The sequence below is a fragment of the Aphanizomenon sp. UHCC 0183 genome, assembly GCF_009712065.1.
GTDB classification, from domain to species: Bacteria; Cyanobacteriota; Cyanobacteriia; order Cyanobacteriales; family Nostocaceae; genus Dolichospermum; species Dolichospermum heterosporum.
The window spans coordinates 131,629-147,851 of the sequence record NZ_VILC01000009.1 but is presented as its reverse complement, the minus strand read 5'-3'; the positions used below and the strand labels follow the sequence as shown (position 1 = coordinate 147,851).

At 39.5% G+C, this 16,223-nt stretch carries 24 protein-coding genes and 2 tRNA genes; 13 read left to right on the top strand and 13 right to left on the bottom strand.

The features are described 5' to 3' along the window. Window positions 1-58 precede the first annotated feature (58 nt). Entirely contained in the window at window positions 59-1,237 is a 1,179-nt protein-coding gene (locus tag FJR37_RS04725) for a bifunctional 2-polyprenyl-6-hydroxyphenol methylase/3-demethylubiquinol 3-O-methyltransferase UbiG (RefSeq protein WP_039200508.1), read from the top strand. Here the strand turns inward: FJR37_RS04725 and FJR37_RS04720 are convergent. Then, on the bottom strand, window positions 1,234-1,902 hold the full coding sequence (locus FJR37_RS04720; RefSeq protein ID WP_168465439.1) for a hypothetical protein: 669 nt from the start codon (window positions 1,900-1,902) through the stop codon (window positions 1,234-1,236). The genes FJR37_RS04725 and FJR37_RS04720 overlap by 4 nt on opposite strands. Then, window positions 1,899-2,366: a type I restriction enzyme HsdR N-terminal domain-containing protein gene (locus FJR37_RS04715; protein ID WP_168465438.1), complete on the bottom strand. Its 468-nt coding sequence runs from the start codon at window positions 2,364-2,366 to the stop codon at window positions 1,899-1,901. Before FJR37_RS04715 ends, FJR37_RS04720 begins: the two co-directional genes overlap by 4 nt. A gap of 273 nt (window positions 2,367-2,639) precedes the next feature. On the opposite strand from FJR37_RS04715, the gene FJR37_RS04710 reads away from it, so the two are divergent. The 8 genes from FJR37_RS04710 (at window position 2,640) to FJR37_RS04675 (ending at window position 9,033) form a co-directional block, all read left to right on the top strand. Next, the gene (locus FJR37_RS04710) at window positions 2,640-3,122 is read left to right on the top strand and encodes an ATP synthase subunit I (protein ID WP_174763387.1); all 483 of its coding nucleotides are present in this window, start codon (window positions 2,640-2,642) and stop codon (window positions 3,120-3,122) included. Between the two features lie 86 nt (window positions 3,123-3,208). Further along, entirely contained in the window at window positions 3,209-3,964 is a 756-nt protein-coding gene (gene atpB / locus FJR37_RS04705) for a F0F1 ATP synthase subunit A (RefSeq protein WP_039200461.1), read from the top strand. Between the two features lie 169 nt (window positions 3,965-4,133). Continuing rightward, window positions 4,134-4,379 carry an ATP synthase F0 subunit C gene (atpE, locus tag FJR37_RS04700; RefSeq protein WP_039200459.1) on the top strand — a complete coding sequence of 82 codons (246 nt, stop codon included), beginning with the start codon at window positions 4,134-4,136 and terminating at the stop codon, window positions 4,377-4,379. Between the two features lie 183 nt (window positions 4,380-4,562). Then, window positions 4,563-4,994 (top strand): F0F1 ATP synthase subunit B', encoded by a 432-nt coding sequence (locus FJR37_RS04695; protein WP_168465436.1) that lies wholly within the window; start codon window positions 4,563-4,565, stop codon window positions 4,992-4,994. A gap of 244 nt (window positions 4,995-5,238) precedes the next feature. Beyond that, on the top strand, window positions 5,239-5,805 hold the full coding sequence (locus tag FJR37_RS04690; RefSeq protein WP_168465435.1) for a F0F1 ATP synthase subunit B: 567 nt from the start codon (window positions 5,239-5,241) through the stop codon (window positions 5,803-5,805). After that, complete coding sequence (gene atpH / locus FJR37_RS04685; RefSeq protein ID WP_039200456.1) at window positions 5,802-6,356, top strand: ATP synthase F1 subunit delta; 555 nt, start codon at window positions 5,802-5,804, stop codon at window positions 6,354-6,356. Before FJR37_RS04690 ends, atpH begins: the two co-directional genes overlap by 4 nt. Before the next feature lie 125 nt (window positions 6,357-6,481). Further along, complete coding sequence (gene atpA, locus FJR37_RS04680; protein ID WP_039200455.1) at window positions 6,482-8,002, top strand: F0F1 ATP synthase subunit alpha; 1,521 nt, start codon at window positions 6,482-6,484, stop codon at window positions 8,000-8,002. Window positions 8,003-8,085: 83 nt separating this feature from the next. Further along, entirely contained in the window at window positions 8,086-9,033 is a 948-nt protein-coding gene (locus tag FJR37_RS04675; RefSeq protein ID WP_039200454.1) for a F0F1 ATP synthase subunit gamma, read from the top strand. Between the two features lie 148 nt (window positions 9,034-9,181). Here the strand turns inward: FJR37_RS04675 and FJR37_RS04670 are convergent, their stop codons facing one another. From FJR37_RS04670 to FJR37_RS04635, 8 genes are all read right to left on the bottom strand, one after another. Continuing rightward, on the bottom strand, window positions 9,182-9,397 hold the full coding sequence (locus FJR37_RS04670) for a hypothetical protein (RefSeq protein ID WP_168465434.1): 216 nt from the start codon (window positions 9,395-9,397) through the stop codon (window positions 9,182-9,184). A gap of 238 nt (window positions 9,398-9,635) precedes the next feature. Next, on the bottom strand, window positions 9,636-9,875 hold the full coding sequence (locus FJR37_RS04665; RefSeq protein WP_371416096.1) for a DUF433 domain-containing protein: 240 nt from the start codon (window positions 9,873-9,875) through the stop codon (window positions 9,636-9,638). Between the two features lie 129 nt (window positions 9,876-10,004). Further along, a complete protein-coding gene (locus tag FJR37_RS04660) occupies window positions 10,005-10,286 on the bottom strand; it encodes an HNH endonuclease (protein ID WP_217355187.1) in 282 nt (93 codons plus the stop codon). Continuing rightward, window positions 10,276-10,653: a hypothetical protein gene (locus FJR37_RS04655; RefSeq protein ID WP_168465432.1), complete on the bottom strand. Its 378-nt coding sequence runs from the start codon at window positions 10,651-10,653 to the stop codon at window positions 10,276-10,278. Before FJR37_RS04655 ends, FJR37_RS04660 begins: the two co-directional genes overlap by 11 nt. A gap of 131 nt (window positions 10,654-10,784) precedes the next feature. After that, complete coding sequence (locus tag FJR37_RS04650; RefSeq protein WP_027403088.1) at window positions 10,785-11,027, bottom strand: YgiT-type zinc finger protein; 243 nt, start codon at window positions 11,025-11,027, stop codon at window positions 10,785-10,787. Window positions 11,028-11,286: 259 nt separating this feature from the next. Beyond that, the gene (locus tag FJR37_RS04645) at window positions 11,287-11,601 is read right to left on the bottom strand and encodes a DUF4258 domain-containing protein (RefSeq protein WP_168465431.1); all 315 of its coding nucleotides are present in this window, start codon (window positions 11,599-11,601) and stop codon (window positions 11,287-11,289) included. A 202-nt stretch (window positions 11,602-11,803) separates the two neighbouring features. After that, entirely contained in the window at window positions 11,804-11,977 is a 174-nt protein-coding gene (locus FJR37_RS04640; RefSeq protein WP_160170634.1) for a hypothetical protein, read from the bottom strand. Between the two features lie 243 nt (window positions 11,978-12,220). Further along, window positions 12,221-12,373, bottom strand: a complete 153-nt coding sequence (locus FJR37_RS04635) for a hypothetical protein (protein ID WP_217355186.1) — start codon at window positions 12,371-12,373, stop codon at window positions 12,221-12,223. Between the two features lie 416 nt (window positions 12,374-12,789). Here FJR37_RS04635 and FJR37_RS04630 point away from each other — a divergent pair, with 416 nt between their 5' ends. The 4 genes from FJR37_RS04630 to FJR37_RS04615 all read left to right on the top strand — a co-directional run bounded on the left by FJR37_RS04630 (window position 12,790) and on the right by FJR37_RS04615 (window position 14,564). Next, a complete protein-coding gene (locus tag FJR37_RS04630) occupies window positions 12,790-12,975 on the top strand; it encodes a hypothetical protein (protein ID WP_168465429.1) in 186 nt (61 codons plus the stop codon). Continuing rightward, on the top strand, window positions 12,948-13,025 hold the full coding sequence (locus FJR37_RS27620; protein ID WP_371416095.1) for an element excision factor XisI family protein: 78 nt from the start codon (window positions 12,948-12,950) through the stop codon (window positions 13,023-13,025). The genes FJR37_RS04630 and FJR37_RS27620 overlap by 28 nt, the downstream gene beginning before the upstream one ends. Before the next feature lie 339 nt (window positions 13,026-13,364). Next, the gene (locus tag FJR37_RS04620; RefSeq protein WP_254434511.1) at window positions 13,365-13,670 is read left to right on the top strand and encodes a hypothetical protein; all 306 of its coding nucleotides are present in this window, start codon (window positions 13,365-13,367) and stop codon (window positions 13,668-13,670) included. Between the two features lie 291 nt (window positions 13,671-13,961). Beyond that, window positions 13,962-14,564, top strand: a complete 603-nt coding sequence (locus FJR37_RS04615) for a Uma2 family endonuclease (protein ID WP_168465428.1) — start codon at window positions 13,962-13,964, stop codon at window positions 14,562-14,564. 277 nt (window positions 14,565-14,841) lie between these two features. On the opposite strand, the gene FJR37_RS04610 is transcribed toward FJR37_RS04615, so the two are convergent. The 3 genes from FJR37_RS04610 to FJR37_RS04600 all read right to left on the bottom strand — a co-directional run bounded on the left by FJR37_RS04610 (window position 14,842) and on the right by FJR37_RS04600 (window position 16,122). Then, a tRNA-Thr gene (locus tag FJR37_RS04610) sits at window positions 14,842-14,913 on the bottom strand. 79 nt (window positions 14,914-14,992) lie between these two features. Then, window positions 14,993-15,075, bottom strand: a tRNA-Tyr gene (locus FJR37_RS04605). Window positions 15,076-15,345: 270 nt separating this feature from the next. Then, window positions 15,346-16,122 carry a DUF6816 family protein gene (locus FJR37_RS04600; protein WP_168465427.1) on the bottom strand — a complete coding sequence of 259 codons (777 nt, stop codon included), beginning with the start codon at window positions 16,120-16,122 and terminating at the stop codon, window positions 15,346-15,348. Window positions 16,123-16,223: the final 101 nt, after the last annotated feature.

The window sequence follows — 16,223 nt, the reverse complement described above, 5'->3', positions numbered from 1 at the left end:
TTCTTTGCCCAAAATCCCCCTATCCGGTAAACTCAGAGATGCTGCGTTAATCCTGATTATGTCCGACTCCCAAGTAAGTGCTGCTGTTGCCAAACTCTACGATACCTACCCTTTCCCCCCAGAACCCATCCTGGACGAACCACCACCAGGATATAATTGGCGTTGGAATTGGTTAGCTGCTTACAACTTCTGCACAGGGAGAAAACCACAAAAGCAAGATATCCGCATATTAGATGCTGGTTGTGGTTCAGGAGTCGGAACAGAATATTTAGTACATCTCAACCCGCAAGCGCAGGTAGTCGGAATAGATTTAAGTGCTGGTACATTAGAAGTAGCAAAAAAACGGTGTCAAAGTTCCGGTGCTGACCGTGTAGAATTTCATCATCTGAGTATCTATGATGTAGAACAGATACCAGGACAATTCGATTTAATTAATTGCGTTGGTGTGCTTCATCATCTTCCAGATCCCATTCGTGGCATTCAAGCTTTAGCGAAAAAACTCGCTCCAGGTGGAATAATGCACATCTTTGTGTATGGAGAATTAGGAAGATGGGAAATACAACTAATGCAAAAAGCGATCGCTCTTCTTCAAGGTAACAAACGCGGTGACTATCGTGATGGCGTTCAAGTCGGAAGAAAAATCTTTGCTTCCTTACCAGAAAATAACCGCATTGTCAAGCGTGAAAAAGAAAGATGGTCAATGGAAAACCAGCGGGATGAATGCTTTGCTGATATGTACGTCCATCCCCAGGAAACAGACTACAATATTGATACATTGTTTAAATTCATAGATGCTTCTGAATTAGACTTTGTAGGTTTTTCCAATCCCGGATTTTGGCAACTAGAAAAGCTGCTAGAAAAAGCACCAGAACTAATTGAAAGAGCCGCCGAACTCACAGAACGTCAACGTTATCGGTTGATAGAATTACTGAATCCCGAAGTAGCACATTACGAATTTTTCCTCAGTCGTCCCCCCCTACCCAAAACCGACTGGTCAGCAGATAACACTTTATTAGCTGCAATTCCCGAACTTAACCCTTGCATAGATGGGTTTCCCAGTCAATGTTTATTTAACTATGATTACCAAATTGTTAATTTATCAACAGCCGAATTTGAATTCATGAAAAGCTGCAATGGTAAATCTACCGTAGCGGAGATTTTAACCAAAGTGCAGTTTGGGTTAGATGGAGTTAGAAATCTTTTGAAACAACAAATGATTTTACTGACACCGGGTTAATTAGAAAAGAACCAAACTTCGGGAAGTTCATCTACATCTTCCACCAAAAAATCTCGATACACCCAGATTCGAGAAGCATTGTAGAGATCACTAAGAATAGGCTTCAACACACCATTTTTATCCCAAGGTTGAAGATCAGAATCTAGTTCACAAAAACCAACCCATGAAAATCCATTTTGTCGCAAATCCTCAGCCCTGACAAGAATTGCAGCCAATACAGCCATATCATAAGGTTTTAACGAAGTATCCATTGCACCAATAGACACTTGCCGTTCTAGCATAGACTCAGAAAGAGGAAACACATTCAAATGTGGATGCTGGGCTAATTCTCTCAATCTTTCTGGAACTTTCGTTAGTTCATTAGTAACTAATCCATCAAACTTATCAAAGACTCGAAACGCTGCATTAGCATCTTCTGTAGTCAGTTTTCCTTCTTTTTTAGCCCATTTGACAAATTTACGTAAATCTTCAGAATCAGTGCGTGGATTGAATCGTCGTGGTATAGTTTCACGCGCTTCTGTTAGGCAGATAGCAGGTAGATGTAACTCAAACTCTCCCGCTTCGGCAAGTGAAAGCAATTGAGCCGCTTGTACACTCTGTAAATGTGCAGGTGCAACAATATCTACTACCCAGTTTGTTTCGACAAAAACCGCTTGAGGCTTCATTTTACAACTTTACTCCACCTTGGTCCACCAGCCCTGACTTCACCAAGTCGGAGAAGATTGACTATCCGTCCGCCAAACAAATTTTTCAAATCATCTGGTAAACTGTCTACATTAGTTTGAAGTTTCAATTTCTCTAACCATCGCTGAACTTGTGATTCAAACTCAAGGTAAGGGTTTCCCCTCCATTGCTCATCTGCTGGTGGTAATAAATAATTTGGAAGTCTTGCTTCACCCACTACGTGAATTGATGAACCCTGAGAATCATCAAAAGAATCCCGTAGGACAATAACACGCTCTCCTGCTACAAGCAAGCCAAGGGAGCAACCAATCTCAATCATATAGCGTTCAAGCTGAAAAATAACATTTTCATGACGGATACTGACATCATTGAGTTTTACTTCAACAATCATCAAATATTCTCCATCTGGGCTAGTCACGATAATATCTGGATGTGATGTTTTCATAGAAATACCGGAATATTGAACTTGAGTTCATTAATAAATGTGATGGTTCTGCCAGATTGACTAACATTCTAGCCCAAGTCAAGCTAGACTTGCACGCAGTAAGACATCTCCTCAAGCAACAACTACTCTTACTAACCCCCGCTTCATGAAAAGAAATCAGTAACAAAGCAATTTTCTTACCACTGACCACTGACTCCTGACTCCTCAAAAAATAAGTTAATTGTTTTTTTCTAAAGTAGTGTTACCGGATCGTGATATGATTCAACTGACTGAATGTGCAGTCATCTCATATTAGCTGTACTGGTTTCAAGTCTCGTGAGCTTGTCAGAAGAATCAATTGCACCGACTCAGACAACACAACAAGATGAGAAATCTGGTTTTGTAGAAAAACCAATTAGTTCTTCTATTGGAGAGTTCTATCAACTTTATCAAAAGTTGATAGTAATCACACTTGTGTTGACGGGGATTATTTTTATCTCTGTGTGGATTTTTTATTCATTAAACATAGCCCTAAATTATTTCATTGGGGCGTGTACAGGTGTGGTTTACTTAAAAATGCTGGCTAAAGATGTTGAGACGCTAGGTGGTGAAAAACCAAGTTTGAGTAAAAATCGTTTTGCTCTAATCATGATACCGATTATATTGGCGACTCAATGGCATCAGCTACATATTCTGCCCATATTCTTGGGGTTTCTCACCTACAAAGCTACCCTCGTCATCTATCTGGTGCAAACTGTATTCAATCCTGAAGCTTAAAGCTAGTTGTAGGAGTTTAGCACTACTAAACCCTTACAGACAATCCTCCCATTTGCAATTTTTTGGGAAAATCTTGAACAACGCCCATGCTTAGTGTATTAAACGCCTTCAATGCTTTTCCCCTCGCCGAATTGGAAGTAGGTCATCACTTCTTGTGGCAACTGGGCAGTCTTAAAATACATGGGCAAGTATTTCTCACCTCATGGTTTGTGATTGCTATCCTAGTAATAGCATCACTAGCTGCCACCAAAAACGTCCAAAAAATTCCTAGCGGCATCCAAAATTTCATGGAATATGCCCTAGAATTTATTCGGGACATAGCGAAAAACCAAATCGGAGAGAAAGAATATCGCCCCTGGGTACCATTTATTGGTACGCTATTCTTGTTTATCTTCGTATCAAATTGGTCAGGAGCATTAATTCCCTGGAAGCTAATCAAATTGCCTGCTGGTGAACTAGCTGCTCCTACCAACGACATCAATACAACCGTCGCATTGGCATTGCTCACATCCTTGGCGTATTTCTACGCTGGATTTAGTAAGAAAGGTCTAGGCTACTTTAAGAAATATATTGAGCCAACACCCATTCTGTTGCCAATTGCTATTCTCGAAGATTTCACCAAGCCTCTCTCCCTAAGCTTCCGTCTATTTGGAAATATATTGGCGGATGAATTAGTTGTGGGTGTATTGGTATTACTCGTGCCTCTCTTTGTGCCTTTGCCAGTAATGGCTTTGGGTTTATTTACTAGTGCCATTCAAGCCCTCGTATTTGCGACCCTAGCCGGGGCGTATATTCATGAAGCCTTAGAGGGACACGGTGAAGAAGAACATGAGGAGCATTAACGCCCTCAGTTGATAGTACAGTATGGCTTGCGCCACGTTGCACTATCAGACGAGCAAACTTGCTCAAAACATCGCTACGGCGATTTAAGAACCTAGTGCCGTGTGAAAACACACATCTAGATTGTTACGTACATTTGTAATTTTTGTAGTTAAAGCAAGGAAAATCGTCATGGATCCATTAGTACAAGCTGCTTCAGTTATCGCTGCTGCTCTCGCTATCGGTTTATCTTCAATTGGGCCTGGTCTTGGTCAAGGTAATGCAGCAGGTCAAGCAGTAGAAGGTATTGCTCGTCAGCCTGAAGCAGAAGGCAAAATTCGCGGCACACTACTTTTAACCTTAGCCTTCATGGAATCCTTGACAATTTACGGTTTGGTAATTGCCTTGGTATTGCTATTCGCTAACCCTTTTGCCTAAGACCGAAAAAGTTTTGTTAATCTAGAGACGTGCAAGATGTCACAGCAAGTAAAAAACTGGACATCTACACGCCTCTAAAAACTGGCAGTTTATGGATCATCTAGGAAGAGATTCGTAAAATTATCAACGGCTGGATCACGTTACTAGCCAAGCAAATTCCTATTCCAGCCAAAGAGGAGAGAAATGTTTGATTTCGATGCTACCTTGCCATTAATGGCATTGCAATTCTTGTTGCTGGCAGCTGTGTTGAATGCAATTTTCTATAAGCCTCTGACTAAGGTATTGGATGATCGGGATAATTTTATCCGTACCAATAACCTTGATGCTCGTGAACGCTTGGCTAAGGCTGAAAGCTTAACCAAAGAGTATGAGCAGCAACTAGCATCCGCTCGTAGGCAGTCACAAGTGACTATGGAAGCTGCCCAGAATGAAGCTAAGAAAATTACGGCACAAAAAATAGCTGAAGCTCAACAGGAAGCCCAAGCTCAACGCGAACAAGCTGCTAGAGAAATAGAGCAGCAAAAGCAAACAGCTATGGCAACCCTAGAAGCACAAGTTGATGCCCTCAGCAACCAGATTCTAGAAAAACTATTAGGACCTGCTTTGGTGAAATAATATAACAGGAGTCAGGAGTCAGGAGTCACAATTCAGGAATAAAACCCTGTTATGGAAGGATTTCTATGATTAATTGATATCCTAACTATTGGCAATTGTTATATCACCAAATTGGTGCTACGAAAGCATAAACACATTAGGGCATTGCCTAGAAATGTGGTGAAATTTAAGTGTCCAAAAGATTGGCACTTTTTTCCCTGTCGGGAAAAATCAACGACTTACCAAGCGAGCAGCGCACTTGTAGATGGGTAACATGGGCAATATCTTATTACTTGCCGCAGAAGCTGTTAACTCTGAAATGGCAGAAGGCGCAGCAGAAGGCGGTTTCGGTCTAAACCTAGACATCCTGGAAACCAATCTAATTAACTTAGTAATTCTGATTGGCATACTATTCTACTTTGGACGCAAAGTTTTAACCAATATCTTGACCGAAAGACGCTCCAGTATTGAAAGCGTTATTCAAGATGCAGAAAGACGCTTGCGGGAAGCTCAAACTTCTTTGGCAACAGCCCAGAGACAGTTAACCCAAGCACAGCAAGAAGCACAGAGAATCACCCAAGTAGCTGGGGAAAATGCCCAAGCAGCTAAAGAGGCTATTTTAGCTCAAGCGATTCTGGATGTAGACCGGTTGAAAGAAACCGCAGCATCCGATTTGAATGCAGACCTAGATAAAGCTATTTCCCAACTTCGACAAAAAGTAGTTGCACAAGCACTGCAAAAAGTGGAAGCACAACTCAAGGGTGGTATTAGCGCAGATGCTCAACAAATTTTAATTGCTAGTAGCATCGCACAACTGGGAGGCGAGATATGAAAAGTGATGCAGCAACTGCTGAAATATCTCAGCCTTATGCACAGGCACTGTTATCTATTGCTCAATCTCAAAACTTAACAGAAGAGGTTGCGGAAGATACACGGACTTTCCTGGGCTTATTAAGAGGGAGTCAAGAACTCACCAACTTTTTAAGCAATCCATTTGTGAAGCAAGAGAACAAGAAAAATGTTCTCAAACAATTACTTGGGGAAGGTGGAAACTCCTACCTACGTAACTTTTTACTGCTGTTAGTTGACAGAAGACGGATTGCTTTCCTAGAACCGATTTTACAGCAGTATTTGGTGCTATTACGCCAGCTAAATCAAACTGTATTAGCTGAAATTACTTCTGCGGTTCCGCTTACCGAAGCTCAACAGCAAGCAATTACAGAAAAAGTCATCACTCTTACCAAAGCGCGTCAAGTGGAACTAGAAACCAAAATAGACAGCGACTTAATTGGTGGTGTGATCATCAAAGTTGGTTCTCAAGTAATTGACGCGAGTTTGCGTGGACAACTACGTCGCCTCTCTTTGCGTTTAAGCAGTAACTAAAAAGTTCTGATAAATGTCAGTAGTCATTTGTCAGTGGTCAGTGGTCAGTAGTAAAAAAACAACTGACAACAGACAACGGACAACGGACAACGGACAACTAACAACTAACAACTGACAACTGACAAATGAGCATTTCCATTAGACCTGACGAAATCAGCAGCATCATTCAACAACAAATCGAGCAATACGACCAAGAGGTTAAAGTTGCTAACGTTGGTACAGTGCTACAAGTTGGTGACGGTATTGCCCGGATTTATGGCTTGGAAAAAGCTATGGCTGGGGAACTCCTAGAATTTGAAGATGGTACAATCGGTATCGCCCAAAACTTAGAAGAAGATAACGTTGGTGCGGTACTGATGGGCGAAGGTCGGAGTATTCAAGAAGGTAGCTCTGTAACCGCTACTGGTAGAATTGCCCAAGTAGGCGTAGGTGACGCTCTCATTGGTCGAGTTGTTGATGCTTTGGGTCGTCCTATTGATGGTAAAGGTGATCCTAAGACTACCGAAACTCGGTTAATTGAATCCCCAGCACCTGGGATTATCGCCCGTCGGTCTGTACACGAACCGATGCAAACAGGGATTACCGCTATTGACTCCATGATTCCCGTAGGTCGTGGTCAACGGGAATTAATTATTGGTGACCGTCAAACTGGTAAAACTGCGATCGCTATTGACACCATCATTAACCAAAAAGGTGAAGATGTCGTTTGCGTTTACGTAGCTATCGGTCAAAAAGCTTCCACCGTTGCTAACGTAGTCCAAACCTTACAAGAAAAAGGCGCGATGGACTATACAGTAGTTGTCGCAGCTAACGCCAGTGACCCAGCTACCCTGCAATTCCTCGCTCCCTACACAGGTGCTAGTATTGCCGAGTATTTCATGTACAAAGGCAAAGCGACCTTAATCATCTATGATGACCTTTCTAAGCAAGCCCAGGCTTATCGCCAAATGTCCTTGCTCCTACGTCGTCCACCCGGTCGGGAAGCGTATCCTGGAGACGTATTCTACATTCACTCTCGCTTGTTGGAACGTGCTGCTAAACTCAGCGATGAATTAGGTAAAGGTAGCATGACTGCATTACCTATCATTGAAACCCAAGCTGGTGACGTATCCGCATACATTCCTACCAACGTAATTTCTATTACTGACGGTCAGATTTTCTTGTCTTCTGACTTGTTTAACTCTGGTATCCGTCCCGCTGTAAACCCCGGTATCTCTGTATCCCGTGTGGGTTCTGCGGCACAAACCAAGGCAATGAAGAAAGTTGCCGGTAAGATTAAATTGGAATTGGCGCAATTTGACGACTTACAAGCTTTCGCTCAATTCGCTTCTGATTTAGACAAAGCCACCCAAGATCAGTTGGCGCGTGGTGTGCGTTTACGGGAACTCTTAAAACAGCCCCAAAACGATCCTCTCTCCGTAGCTGAACAAGTAGCAGTTCTTTACGCTGGTATTAACGGTTATTTAGATGACATTGCAGTTAATAAAGTAACTACCTTTGCTAAGGGTTTACGTGATTATCTGAAAAATGTTAACACTGCCTATTACCAAGGCGTACAAGGTAGCAAAGCCCTTGGTGATACAGAAGAAGTAGCTTTGAAAGCCGCTCTCACTGAGTTCAAAAAGACCTTTCAAGCAGCAGCGTAATTAGTCATTTGTCAGTGGTCAGTGGTCAGTAGCATATAGACAACTGACAACTGACAACTGACAACTAACAACCAATAAAAATTATGGCTAATCTCAAATCAATACGCGATCGCATTCAGTCGGTCAAAAACACCAAAAAAATTACCGAAGCCATGCGGCTAGTAGCTGCGGCGCGTGTCCGTCGCGCTCAAGAACAGGTAATTGCCACCCGTCCCTTTGCAGACCGTTTAGCTCAAGTATTATTTGGCTTGCAAACCAGACTGCGGTTTGAAGATGTTAACCTACCCCTACTGAAAAAACGCGAAGTTAAAACAGTAGGTTTGTTGGTAATTTCCGGCGATCGAGGTTTATGTGGTGGTTACAATAGTAACGCAATCCGCCGGGCAGAAAATCGGGCTAAGGAACTCCAAGCTGAAGGTGTAGACTATACATTTGTCTTGGTTGGCCGCAAAGCTACTCAATACTTCCAACGCCGGAATCAACCTATTGATGCTACCTACAGCGGTTTAGAACAAATTCCTACCGCCGCAGAAGCCACAAATATTGCTGATGAACTACTTTCTCTCTTCCTTTCGGAAAAAGTAGACCGGATTGAGCTAGTTTATACAAAATTTGTCTCCTTGGTTAGTTCCCGTCCCGTCATCCAAACCCTTCTACCTTTGGATACCCAAGGTTTAGAAGCAGCGGATGATGAAGTTTTCCGTTTAACTACCCGTGGTGGTCAATTCCAAGTGGAACGGGAAAAGGTAGCTAGTACAGTGACGGCTTTACCTAGTGACATGATTTTTGAACAAGATCCAGTGCAAATTCTGGATTCTCTGTTGCCATTATATCTGAGCAATCAGCTATTAAGAGCATTACAAGAATCAGCAGCTAGTGAACTAGCCGCACGGATGACAGCAATGAGTAACGCCAGCGAAAACGCCGGTGAGTTGATTAAAAGTCTATCTTTGTCTTACAACAAAGCTCGTCAAGCCGCAATTACCCAGGAACTTCTGGAAGTTGTCGGTGGTGCGGAAGCGCTTACTTAATTTGGTGATTGGTGATTGGAGGTAGTTGTAAAATAAACTATGGCCAATCATCAATTATTAATAATTATTGAACTTCAATTTATACTCTATTTTTATTGATAAAGTTAATCATGATGTGATAATTCATGATATTTTTCTTCATATTAGATTATTTGAAAGGAACATATTCAACTACATTCATCCATTCGTCAATTTCAGAAGCCTGAGCAATAAATTCTAAATCTTTAACAAATTGACCAATTGTGCCACCTAATTGATGTCCAAAAATTAATCCTGAAAATTGTTTTCCTTCTATTTGCCAAGTTTCAGCTAATACGCGAAAACGGATATCTTGAGTAAACAGGACTCGTTTTAGTTCAGTCACTCTTTCTAATAATTTATCATCAGGAAGTTCTTGGGTTTCATCATCAAAGGCAGTTACAGCAAATTGTCATCAAACCCGGAACAAGAACCCCACCCCCAACCCCCTCCCCGCAAGCGATGAGGGGGCTAAGATGTACCTATATGATTGGAAATCGCTGTAATACATCTACACCACGACGGCACAATTGTGATGTAATAGCTTGAGGTACATGAACATCCATATATAAAGCAATAGGCATTTACAACAGTCCTTTCGCTTTCATTCTGCTGTAAAAAGGGGATGGTACTGATTCCTTAATACTTTCTTGTACTTGTTCCCATTCTTGTTTAATTTCTTGGTCAATCTCTTCTTGGTGGTCGAAGTAATAACCCATAGTAGCATGAGCTTCACTATATGTTAAATAAGGATGTTGACGGCACATTTCCTCTACTGACCAACCATAAGCAAGATAATCCATGACAATTTGCGCTACTCTAATTCTCGGTAAACGCTGTAGTCTTGCTGACTGATGATCCTTTAGAGGGTGTTTGAAAAGTTATGGTTGATGTATCAAATATTTTTTACCCCACCCTAACCCTCCCCTTGTAAAGGGGAGGGAACTGGATTTTTATTGTTTCCCCCCTTTACAAGGGGGGACTAAGGGGGGTAGCAATGTGATGAAAATTACGGAATACCACTTTTCAAACATCCTCTTAGAATGATTACAAGGTAAACAAGATAAAGCCAGATTTTCTGATAAAGTTTGACCTCCATGTTTAACAGCAATAATATGATCAATTTCGTGGGTGTAAATAGAAAAATCTTGATGAATTAAACAATATTCACAACGTCCTTGAGCGCGTTCAATGACTAATTGACGTAGACTAAAAGAAATGGCATTATTTGTCATTTTTAATTACGCTGTAAGCTCTAGCTTTAAGTAAAATCATTAATTGATCTAGCTGTTCATAAATATCTAATTCGCTATTTTCTGCTTTGGAAATTGTCCCCATACGGTTTTTTTCTAATAAGTCTTCTAACCTTTTTTGTGCTTGGGTTGAAACTTTAAATTTAGCTATTTGTTCCGGTGTTGGTTGTTTAATTAAAAAGTCTAAAACCTCAGTATAAGTGTTAGCAGTATCACTAGAATTAGTGAATTCTAATGTTTCTGGTGTATGTGTTTCTATCAATTGTGAAAGCAATTCTGGAAGACGATGTAATATGGGTTGTAAGCGGTTTGCTAGTTCATCCGGTACTTGAATTGTTAATTGTGCCATTTTCGTTAGGGATGGTATGTTTATTGTTTATTTATAGGTTAGCGTGAAAATTCCCGAAATAATATTAGTGTCTAAAAGAAAACGAAAACTCACAGTTCTATCTCCCGTCATCATTTATGTTAATTTAATGATCATGCAACTTCAAAAGATTGTCCTACTGGAATTAAGTCTTGTGTTTCTTGTTTTTCTAATTTAAGTTTAATAGTTTCAAATCTTCTGATTGTATCTGCATGATAAAAACGCTCTCCACAATTTTGACAAACTAAAGCCTTAACTTTTAATGTTGCGGTGTTACCACCACCTTTGATAATTTCTGTAACGTTAGTTTCTAATAAGTTGCCATTACAAACAACACATTTATCAATGGGAAGCATAATTATTAACTCCTATATATTGGAACTATTACTAGATAAGACTTAGACAGTCCTATCTAAGAGGATGTTTGAAAAGTGGTATTCCGTAATTTTCATCACATTGCTACCCCCCTTTCCCCTTGTAAAGGGGGGAAACAATAAAAATCCAGTTCCCTCCCCTTTACAAGGGGAGGGTTAGGGTGGGGTAAAAAATATTTGATACATCAACCATAACTTTTCAAACACCCTCTAAGATAGTAATTTAGTTTGATTTAGATTTTCAGTCTTTTTTTCTAATCCGCCAATTAATCCATTTATTTGGATCAGGACAATAGACAGTAATTAGCACTGCGAACCCAGTATCTTTATTATATGCCCACACACTATGAATAGGATCACCTTTCCCATTGAGTCCATGAATCAAGCAACTAGGATAGGGGGTATCACTTGGATAATCTTCGATTATCTCTCCTCCTTGAGTGACAGAAAAATTAATTTCGTCTATGAATAAGTTACGCTCCTCTGCTCTTTCTCTTGCATGACGACGAACAATTACTTGATTCGAGTTAATTGCAGTAATAATATTGTTAATCATAAATTAGGGTAAGTAAATATAAAATTAATTAGTATATAGTTTTAATTGTAACACGCTTTAGTCAAATTTGTGGTTATAGGATGTATGATTTTTGCCGTCAGATAGCAAGTGATCGCTATTCACACTTCACAGCTAAAAAGCGATCGCACTCTCAAAATTAGGGCGTTGCTGATTTGAGGTATGAAAATGATTTTTGATGATTTCAAAACCCTTGTAGAGACGTTCCATGGAACGTCTCTACACCTAAATTCATACCTGGTTTCAGCAACGCCAAAATTAGTTGCTTATTAAAATTTCTTCGTGGTGGATAGGTCATTTCAAAATAGGAACGAAATGTATATTCGCGTTCTTCTTGGAGAATTTTGGGTTTAGTCATAATTAGTCACCAAATAAATTTTAAAGAGTGCTGTACCTTCTGATCACGCAGCCTAAAAAAAGCGATCGCACTACAAGATCGGCTGGACTGCTGGTTAAAGCTTACCAATGAGCCTGTCATATTCTGCGTGAGTTCCGATCCAAAGGTACAAGAAGTAATAATTAAACGCAGATATTTTTGTAATTCCTTATAACAGGTTTATTCTTTATCAAGAATCAGACTAACACCACGGCGAACCGCTGCTTATGCTAACCGATTATCAAGTGTTGCTAATGGCAATTGTAAGCGCTTTAGGATATCGCTAACTATATCATTTCCTTGTTTATAGGCGACGTAAGCGAGTTGAGAAATACAAGCCATTTCTAGGGTGCGTTGTCTGTCGGTTGATGTTTTCATGTTGGTTAAAGAAGTAAATTTTTGAGATAATTTCATAAAGCTAGTGGTCTGTCAAGCTAAAAATTGTGAGATTGAGGGAAAATAGAGAGGCTATTAACTGTAAACCTCATCCATAAATAGAAATTTGACAGACCACTAGTTATAGTTATAGATACCCATTACTGTCAACTTAACGTAAAACCAACTGGGAATGAATTCCCAGTCTCATAGCAAAAGTCATCTGAAGATGACTGAATAACCAAAAAATTAAAGATTTTTTGAGTTTACTTTAGTAAACTTTAGCTATTAGCCTGTAACTTCAGTTACAGGTGGGTTAAGAAGCAAATCAGATAAGTCATCCGTTATAAATATAATAGTTGCTAATCCAATGATCTGGTTAGCAGAAGCTACCAATAATATTGTACAAGGAGGAAAAAATGACCCCAATTGAACTATATAGGAAAGGATTTAAAGCTCTCGTAGATGCTTTAGGATATGTTGACGCTATCAGATTTATTCGTCAATTTGATAGTGGTAGTGGAGACTATACAGAAGAACATCATCAATGGTTAGATAATGTAACAATAGATGAAATATTAGCACTAAAGAAGATATTGTTTTAGGATTTCATCCTCCTTATAAGCGGCAGTTTACAGGTTTTGCGGTGGGGTAATAAATACTTTGGGTAAATTATTTGTTGATGTTAAAAATCGGGGATCTTTTCGTGAGGTTTAAGATCCCCGACTTCTAGCATAAATTAATCGTTTATAAATAAGATTGAAAACAGAAGTCGGGGATCTGGAGGTGTGGTAAATATTCCCGGATTCTGTTTGATTTACCGGAAATTGTAACTGGATTGGGTTTATATTGACGTATTACCCTAAAAATAGTAGTATGTTCCATATGAAACCCCTCTGGTAAACCTCTCCTTTGCACCTCTCCCTAACCCTCTCCTCTTAGGAGAGGGAAAAGAAATAATATTTAATACTGGAGAGGCTTTGAACCTTGTTCTTTGTATGATAAAAAAGTCCAGCTTCTAGCAGTTTTGAGTATAGATTGGGTAAAATCTCTACCTCCAGAAGAATTAAAACTTTTAAATAGTGCTGATTTTAATAATTCAGAAACTACCCAAACCATAACTAATTCAGAAATACCACCAGAACAAATCAGCTACGAAAACATAGCCGAAAAATCTCATTTTTATTCATTACGTGATCAATTATTATTCATGTTTGCGCCAGAATTACGCCGGGAGTATGAAAACTATGTCAGTCAACAAGCCGCAAATTCTGGATATATAACCTTAGAGGTTGTTTGAAAAGTATCAGATGAAACCCATAATTTCCAAAAACCTAACCCCCCTGCCCCCCTTCCCTACCAGGGAATGGGGTTTTCAAAGCCTCTCCCCGCGTCGGGGAGAGGTTTGGAGAGGGGTCAATTTATACATTCAAAACTTTTCAAACATCCTCTTAGTTATTTCTAATTTACAACAATCATCAGATTTAACCGTAGCTAATCTTTTTCACTACTTTAATATTAGAGATGAATCACAGGCAGATGAGTCAAAAGTTAGTTAAAATAAACCTAACATGAGAAACAATCTAAAATTATGACCTATACCCCAGTAAAACCACTCACCTTTGAGCAATTTTTAATTGAATATGGGGACAATACCCGCTATGAACTAATTGACGGAGAACTCAGAGATATGGAACCAACAGGACCCCATGAAGAAGTTGCTGGAAATATTGCCGGGAGAATTTACACTGAGATTATTCATAATAAATTAAACTGGTTGATTCCTAAAAATTGCTTAATTAAACCCTTCGCCGCTGAAGCTACAGCACTTCGTCCAGATGTAATTGTCTTAGACAAAGCAAAACTTAATCAAGAACCACTTTGGCAAAAAGAACCAATAATTTGTCATGGAAATACTATTAAATTAGTTGCTGAAGTTGTGAGTACAAATTGGCAAGATGATTATGCCAGAAAAATAGAAGAATATGCTTTTTTAGAAATACCAGAATATTGGATTGTAGACTTTCGGGCATTAGGTGGAATCCAATTTATTGGTAATCCTAAACAACCTACATTAACAATTGGTCAATTAATTAATGGGGTCTATCAACAAGAAAAATATCGTTTAGGAGATAGGATAATTTCTCCTCTATTTCCAGATTTGAAACTTAAATTAGATGACATAATGCCATAGAATCGTAGGTTGGATAGAAAAAAATGGTTCTTGCGTAGATTTTATGGTAATTGAGGATTGATTACCGCGAAACCCTTACGGGGCAAGGGTTATAACCTATTATGCCCAATATTTTTAATGAAATGCCGATACAATAAGGCTTTCAATGATTTTGAACTGGGTTCTCCATAAAAAGTACCAAAGAACCAAAAAAATTAAACCCAACAGACTCCATGTTTTCGTGTTGCTTAAGGAGTTGCTTTATAAAACAAAATTGATAATCTTCGTCATTTTCAAAAGCCCGTGACGAGGATTGAACTCGTGACCTCACCCTTACCAAGGGTGTGCTCTACCACTGAGCCACACGGGCGAAAGCTGAAACAAAATTAAGGCTTATAATGCTGTACACTTATGGTACAGCATTTATAATTCTTAATCTTTGTAGGATATGGGCCGAGCTGGATTTGAACCAGCGTAGGCGTAAACCAACGGATTTACAGTCCGTCTCCATTAACCACTCGGACATCGACCCGTTTGTTTCCCACTGCTTAACTATAATAGCAGCACTCTCTGGATTTAGCAAGGGGTTAGAGAAAATATTTTTTGATAACGTCTAAATCCTTTACTCCCAGCTAGTTTCAGAAGTTTACGCCATTAGGGACTTCCAAGAAATAAATTATCCTGATTAACGAACCACAGAGGCGCAGAGGACACAGAGGAATAAGGGTTTGAGAGATTTTTGCGTTAGGTGGTTGAGTATTTTTTTATTTGGAAGTCCTTTAGTTCGTACCATTTACGAGGTTCAGCTTGCGGGGACAAATTCTAGGCGATACCGATATAATGCCACTGGTCGAGAACCTGCGGCAAAATAATCGGGATCTTGGGGTGAAAGGTAGACGGCGGTTACTTGATCTGCGGTAATGGCTGGAGATGGTGTGGAGAGTTTTTGATAGGCTGTGGTTGACTCTACAGTATTCAAATATGGACGAGAACTGCCTTTAAATAATTGTTGGAAAACTTCTGTGGTGATGAATTGATCATCTGCTGTTGTTTCTGTGGCGCGATCGCTGATAATGGAAATTAATTGCCGTTCACCACGTAAAAATGTAATTTGCCGATTGGGAGATTGAGGATCTACTTTGGATGATAAGACAGCCTCATCGCCTAAATAAGCTCTGGATAAATTTAAACTATTAAATTCTCTATCTGCTACTAATATTGATGCTTGCTTTTGGAAGTTACCAAAAATTTTAAACCCAGAATTAGTTGGTTTAACTTTGATGAATTTAACTAAAAAACTAATTGGTTGATTTAATTGACTGCGATTACCTTCAAAGCCTGGTGTCACTATATCCGGTGCTAAAGGTGCGGCTAAATCTACTAATGTGCTGGTAACTTTCCAAGTCCCAGCTATCCAGTCAGGGTAAACTAAATCTCCTTTGGCTGGTTTGACTGATGTTAATTTTTCCCATTGGGGGAATTTGGCTAAATGTTCTGCTAATTCTCCAGCTTGTGCTTCGTTATTTCCTAAGAATAATAAAAGCATTAAGCAAAAACTAACAATTATTTTCATCAACATATTCAACAATTAAAAGTTAAATTTATTTAAAAGGATGTTTTAAAAGTGGTATTCCGTAATTTTCATCACATTGCTACCCCCCTTTACAAGGGGAAAGGGGG

Coding starts and splice junctions, on each gene's coding strand:
- FJR37_RS04725 (WP_039200508.1), top strand. CDS start 59: ATGTCCGACTCCCAAGTAAGTGCTGCTGTTGCCAAACTCTACGATACC.
- FJR37_RS04720 (WP_168465439.1), bottom strand. CDS start 1,902: ATGAAGCCTCAAGCGGTTTTTGTCGAAACAAACTGGGTAGTAGATATT.
- FJR37_RS04715 (WP_168465438.1), bottom strand. CDS start 2,366: ATGAAAACATCACATCCAGATATTATCGTGACTAGCCCAGATGGAGAA.
- FJR37_RS04710 (WP_174763387.1), top strand. CDS start 2,640: ATGTGCAGTCATCTCATATTAGCTGTACTGGTTTCAAGTCTCGTGAGC.
- atpB (WP_039200461.1), top strand. CDS start 3,209: ATGCTTAGTGTATTAAACGCCTTCAATGCTTTTCCCCTCGCCGAATTG.
- atpE (WP_039200459.1), top strand. CDS start 4,134: ATGGATCCATTAGTACAAGCTGCTTCAGTTATCGCTGCTGCTCTCGCT.
- FJR37_RS04695 (WP_168465436.1), top strand. CDS start 4,563: ATGTTTGATTTCGATGCTACCTTGCCATTAATGGCATTGCAATTCTTG.
- FJR37_RS04690 (WP_168465435.1), top strand. CDS start 5,239: ATGGGTAACATGGGCAATATCTTATTACTTGCCGCAGAAGCTGTTAAC.
- atpH (WP_039200456.1), top strand. CDS start 5,802: ATGAAAAGTGATGCAGCAACTGCTGAAATATCTCAGCCTTATGCACAG.
- atpA (WP_039200455.1), top strand. CDS start 6,482: ATGAGCATTTCCATTAGACCTGACGAAATCAGCAGCATCATTCAACAA.
- FJR37_RS04675 (WP_039200454.1), top strand. CDS start 8,086: ATGGCTAATCTCAAATCAATACGCGATCGCATTCAGTCGGTCAAAAAC.
- FJR37_RS04660 (WP_217355187.1), bottom strand. CDS start 10,286: ATGACAAATAATGCCATTTCTTTTAGTCTACGTCAATTAGTCATTGAA.
- FJR37_RS04655 (WP_168465432.1), bottom strand. CDS start 10,653: ATGGCACAATTAACAATTCAAGTACCGGATGAACTAGCAAACCGCTTA.
- FJR37_RS04650 (WP_027403088.1), bottom strand. CDS start 11,027: ATGCTTCCCATTGATAAATGTGTTGTTTGTAATGGCAACTTATTAGAA.
- FJR37_RS04645 (WP_168465431.1), bottom strand. CDS start 11,601: ATGATTAACAATATTATTACTGCAATTAACTCGAATCAAGTAATTGTT.
- FJR37_RS04640 (WP_160170634.1), bottom strand. CDS start 11,977: ATGACTAAACCCAAAATTCTCCAAGAAGAACGCGAATATACATTTCGT.
- FJR37_RS04635 (WP_217355186.1), bottom strand. CDS start 12,373: ATGAAAACATCAACCGACAGACAACGCACCCTAGAAATGGCTTGTATT.
- FJR37_RS04630 (WP_168465429.1), top strand. CDS start 12,790: ATGACCCCAATTGAACTATATAGGAAAGGATTTAAAGCTCTCGTAGAT.
- FJR37_RS04615 (WP_168465428.1), top strand. CDS start 13,962: ATGACCTATACCCCAGTAAAACCACTCACCTTTGAGCAATTTTTAATT.
- FJR37_RS04600 (WP_168465427.1), bottom strand. CDS start 16,122: ATGTTGATGAAAATAATTGTTAGTTTTTGCTTAATGCTTTTATTATTC.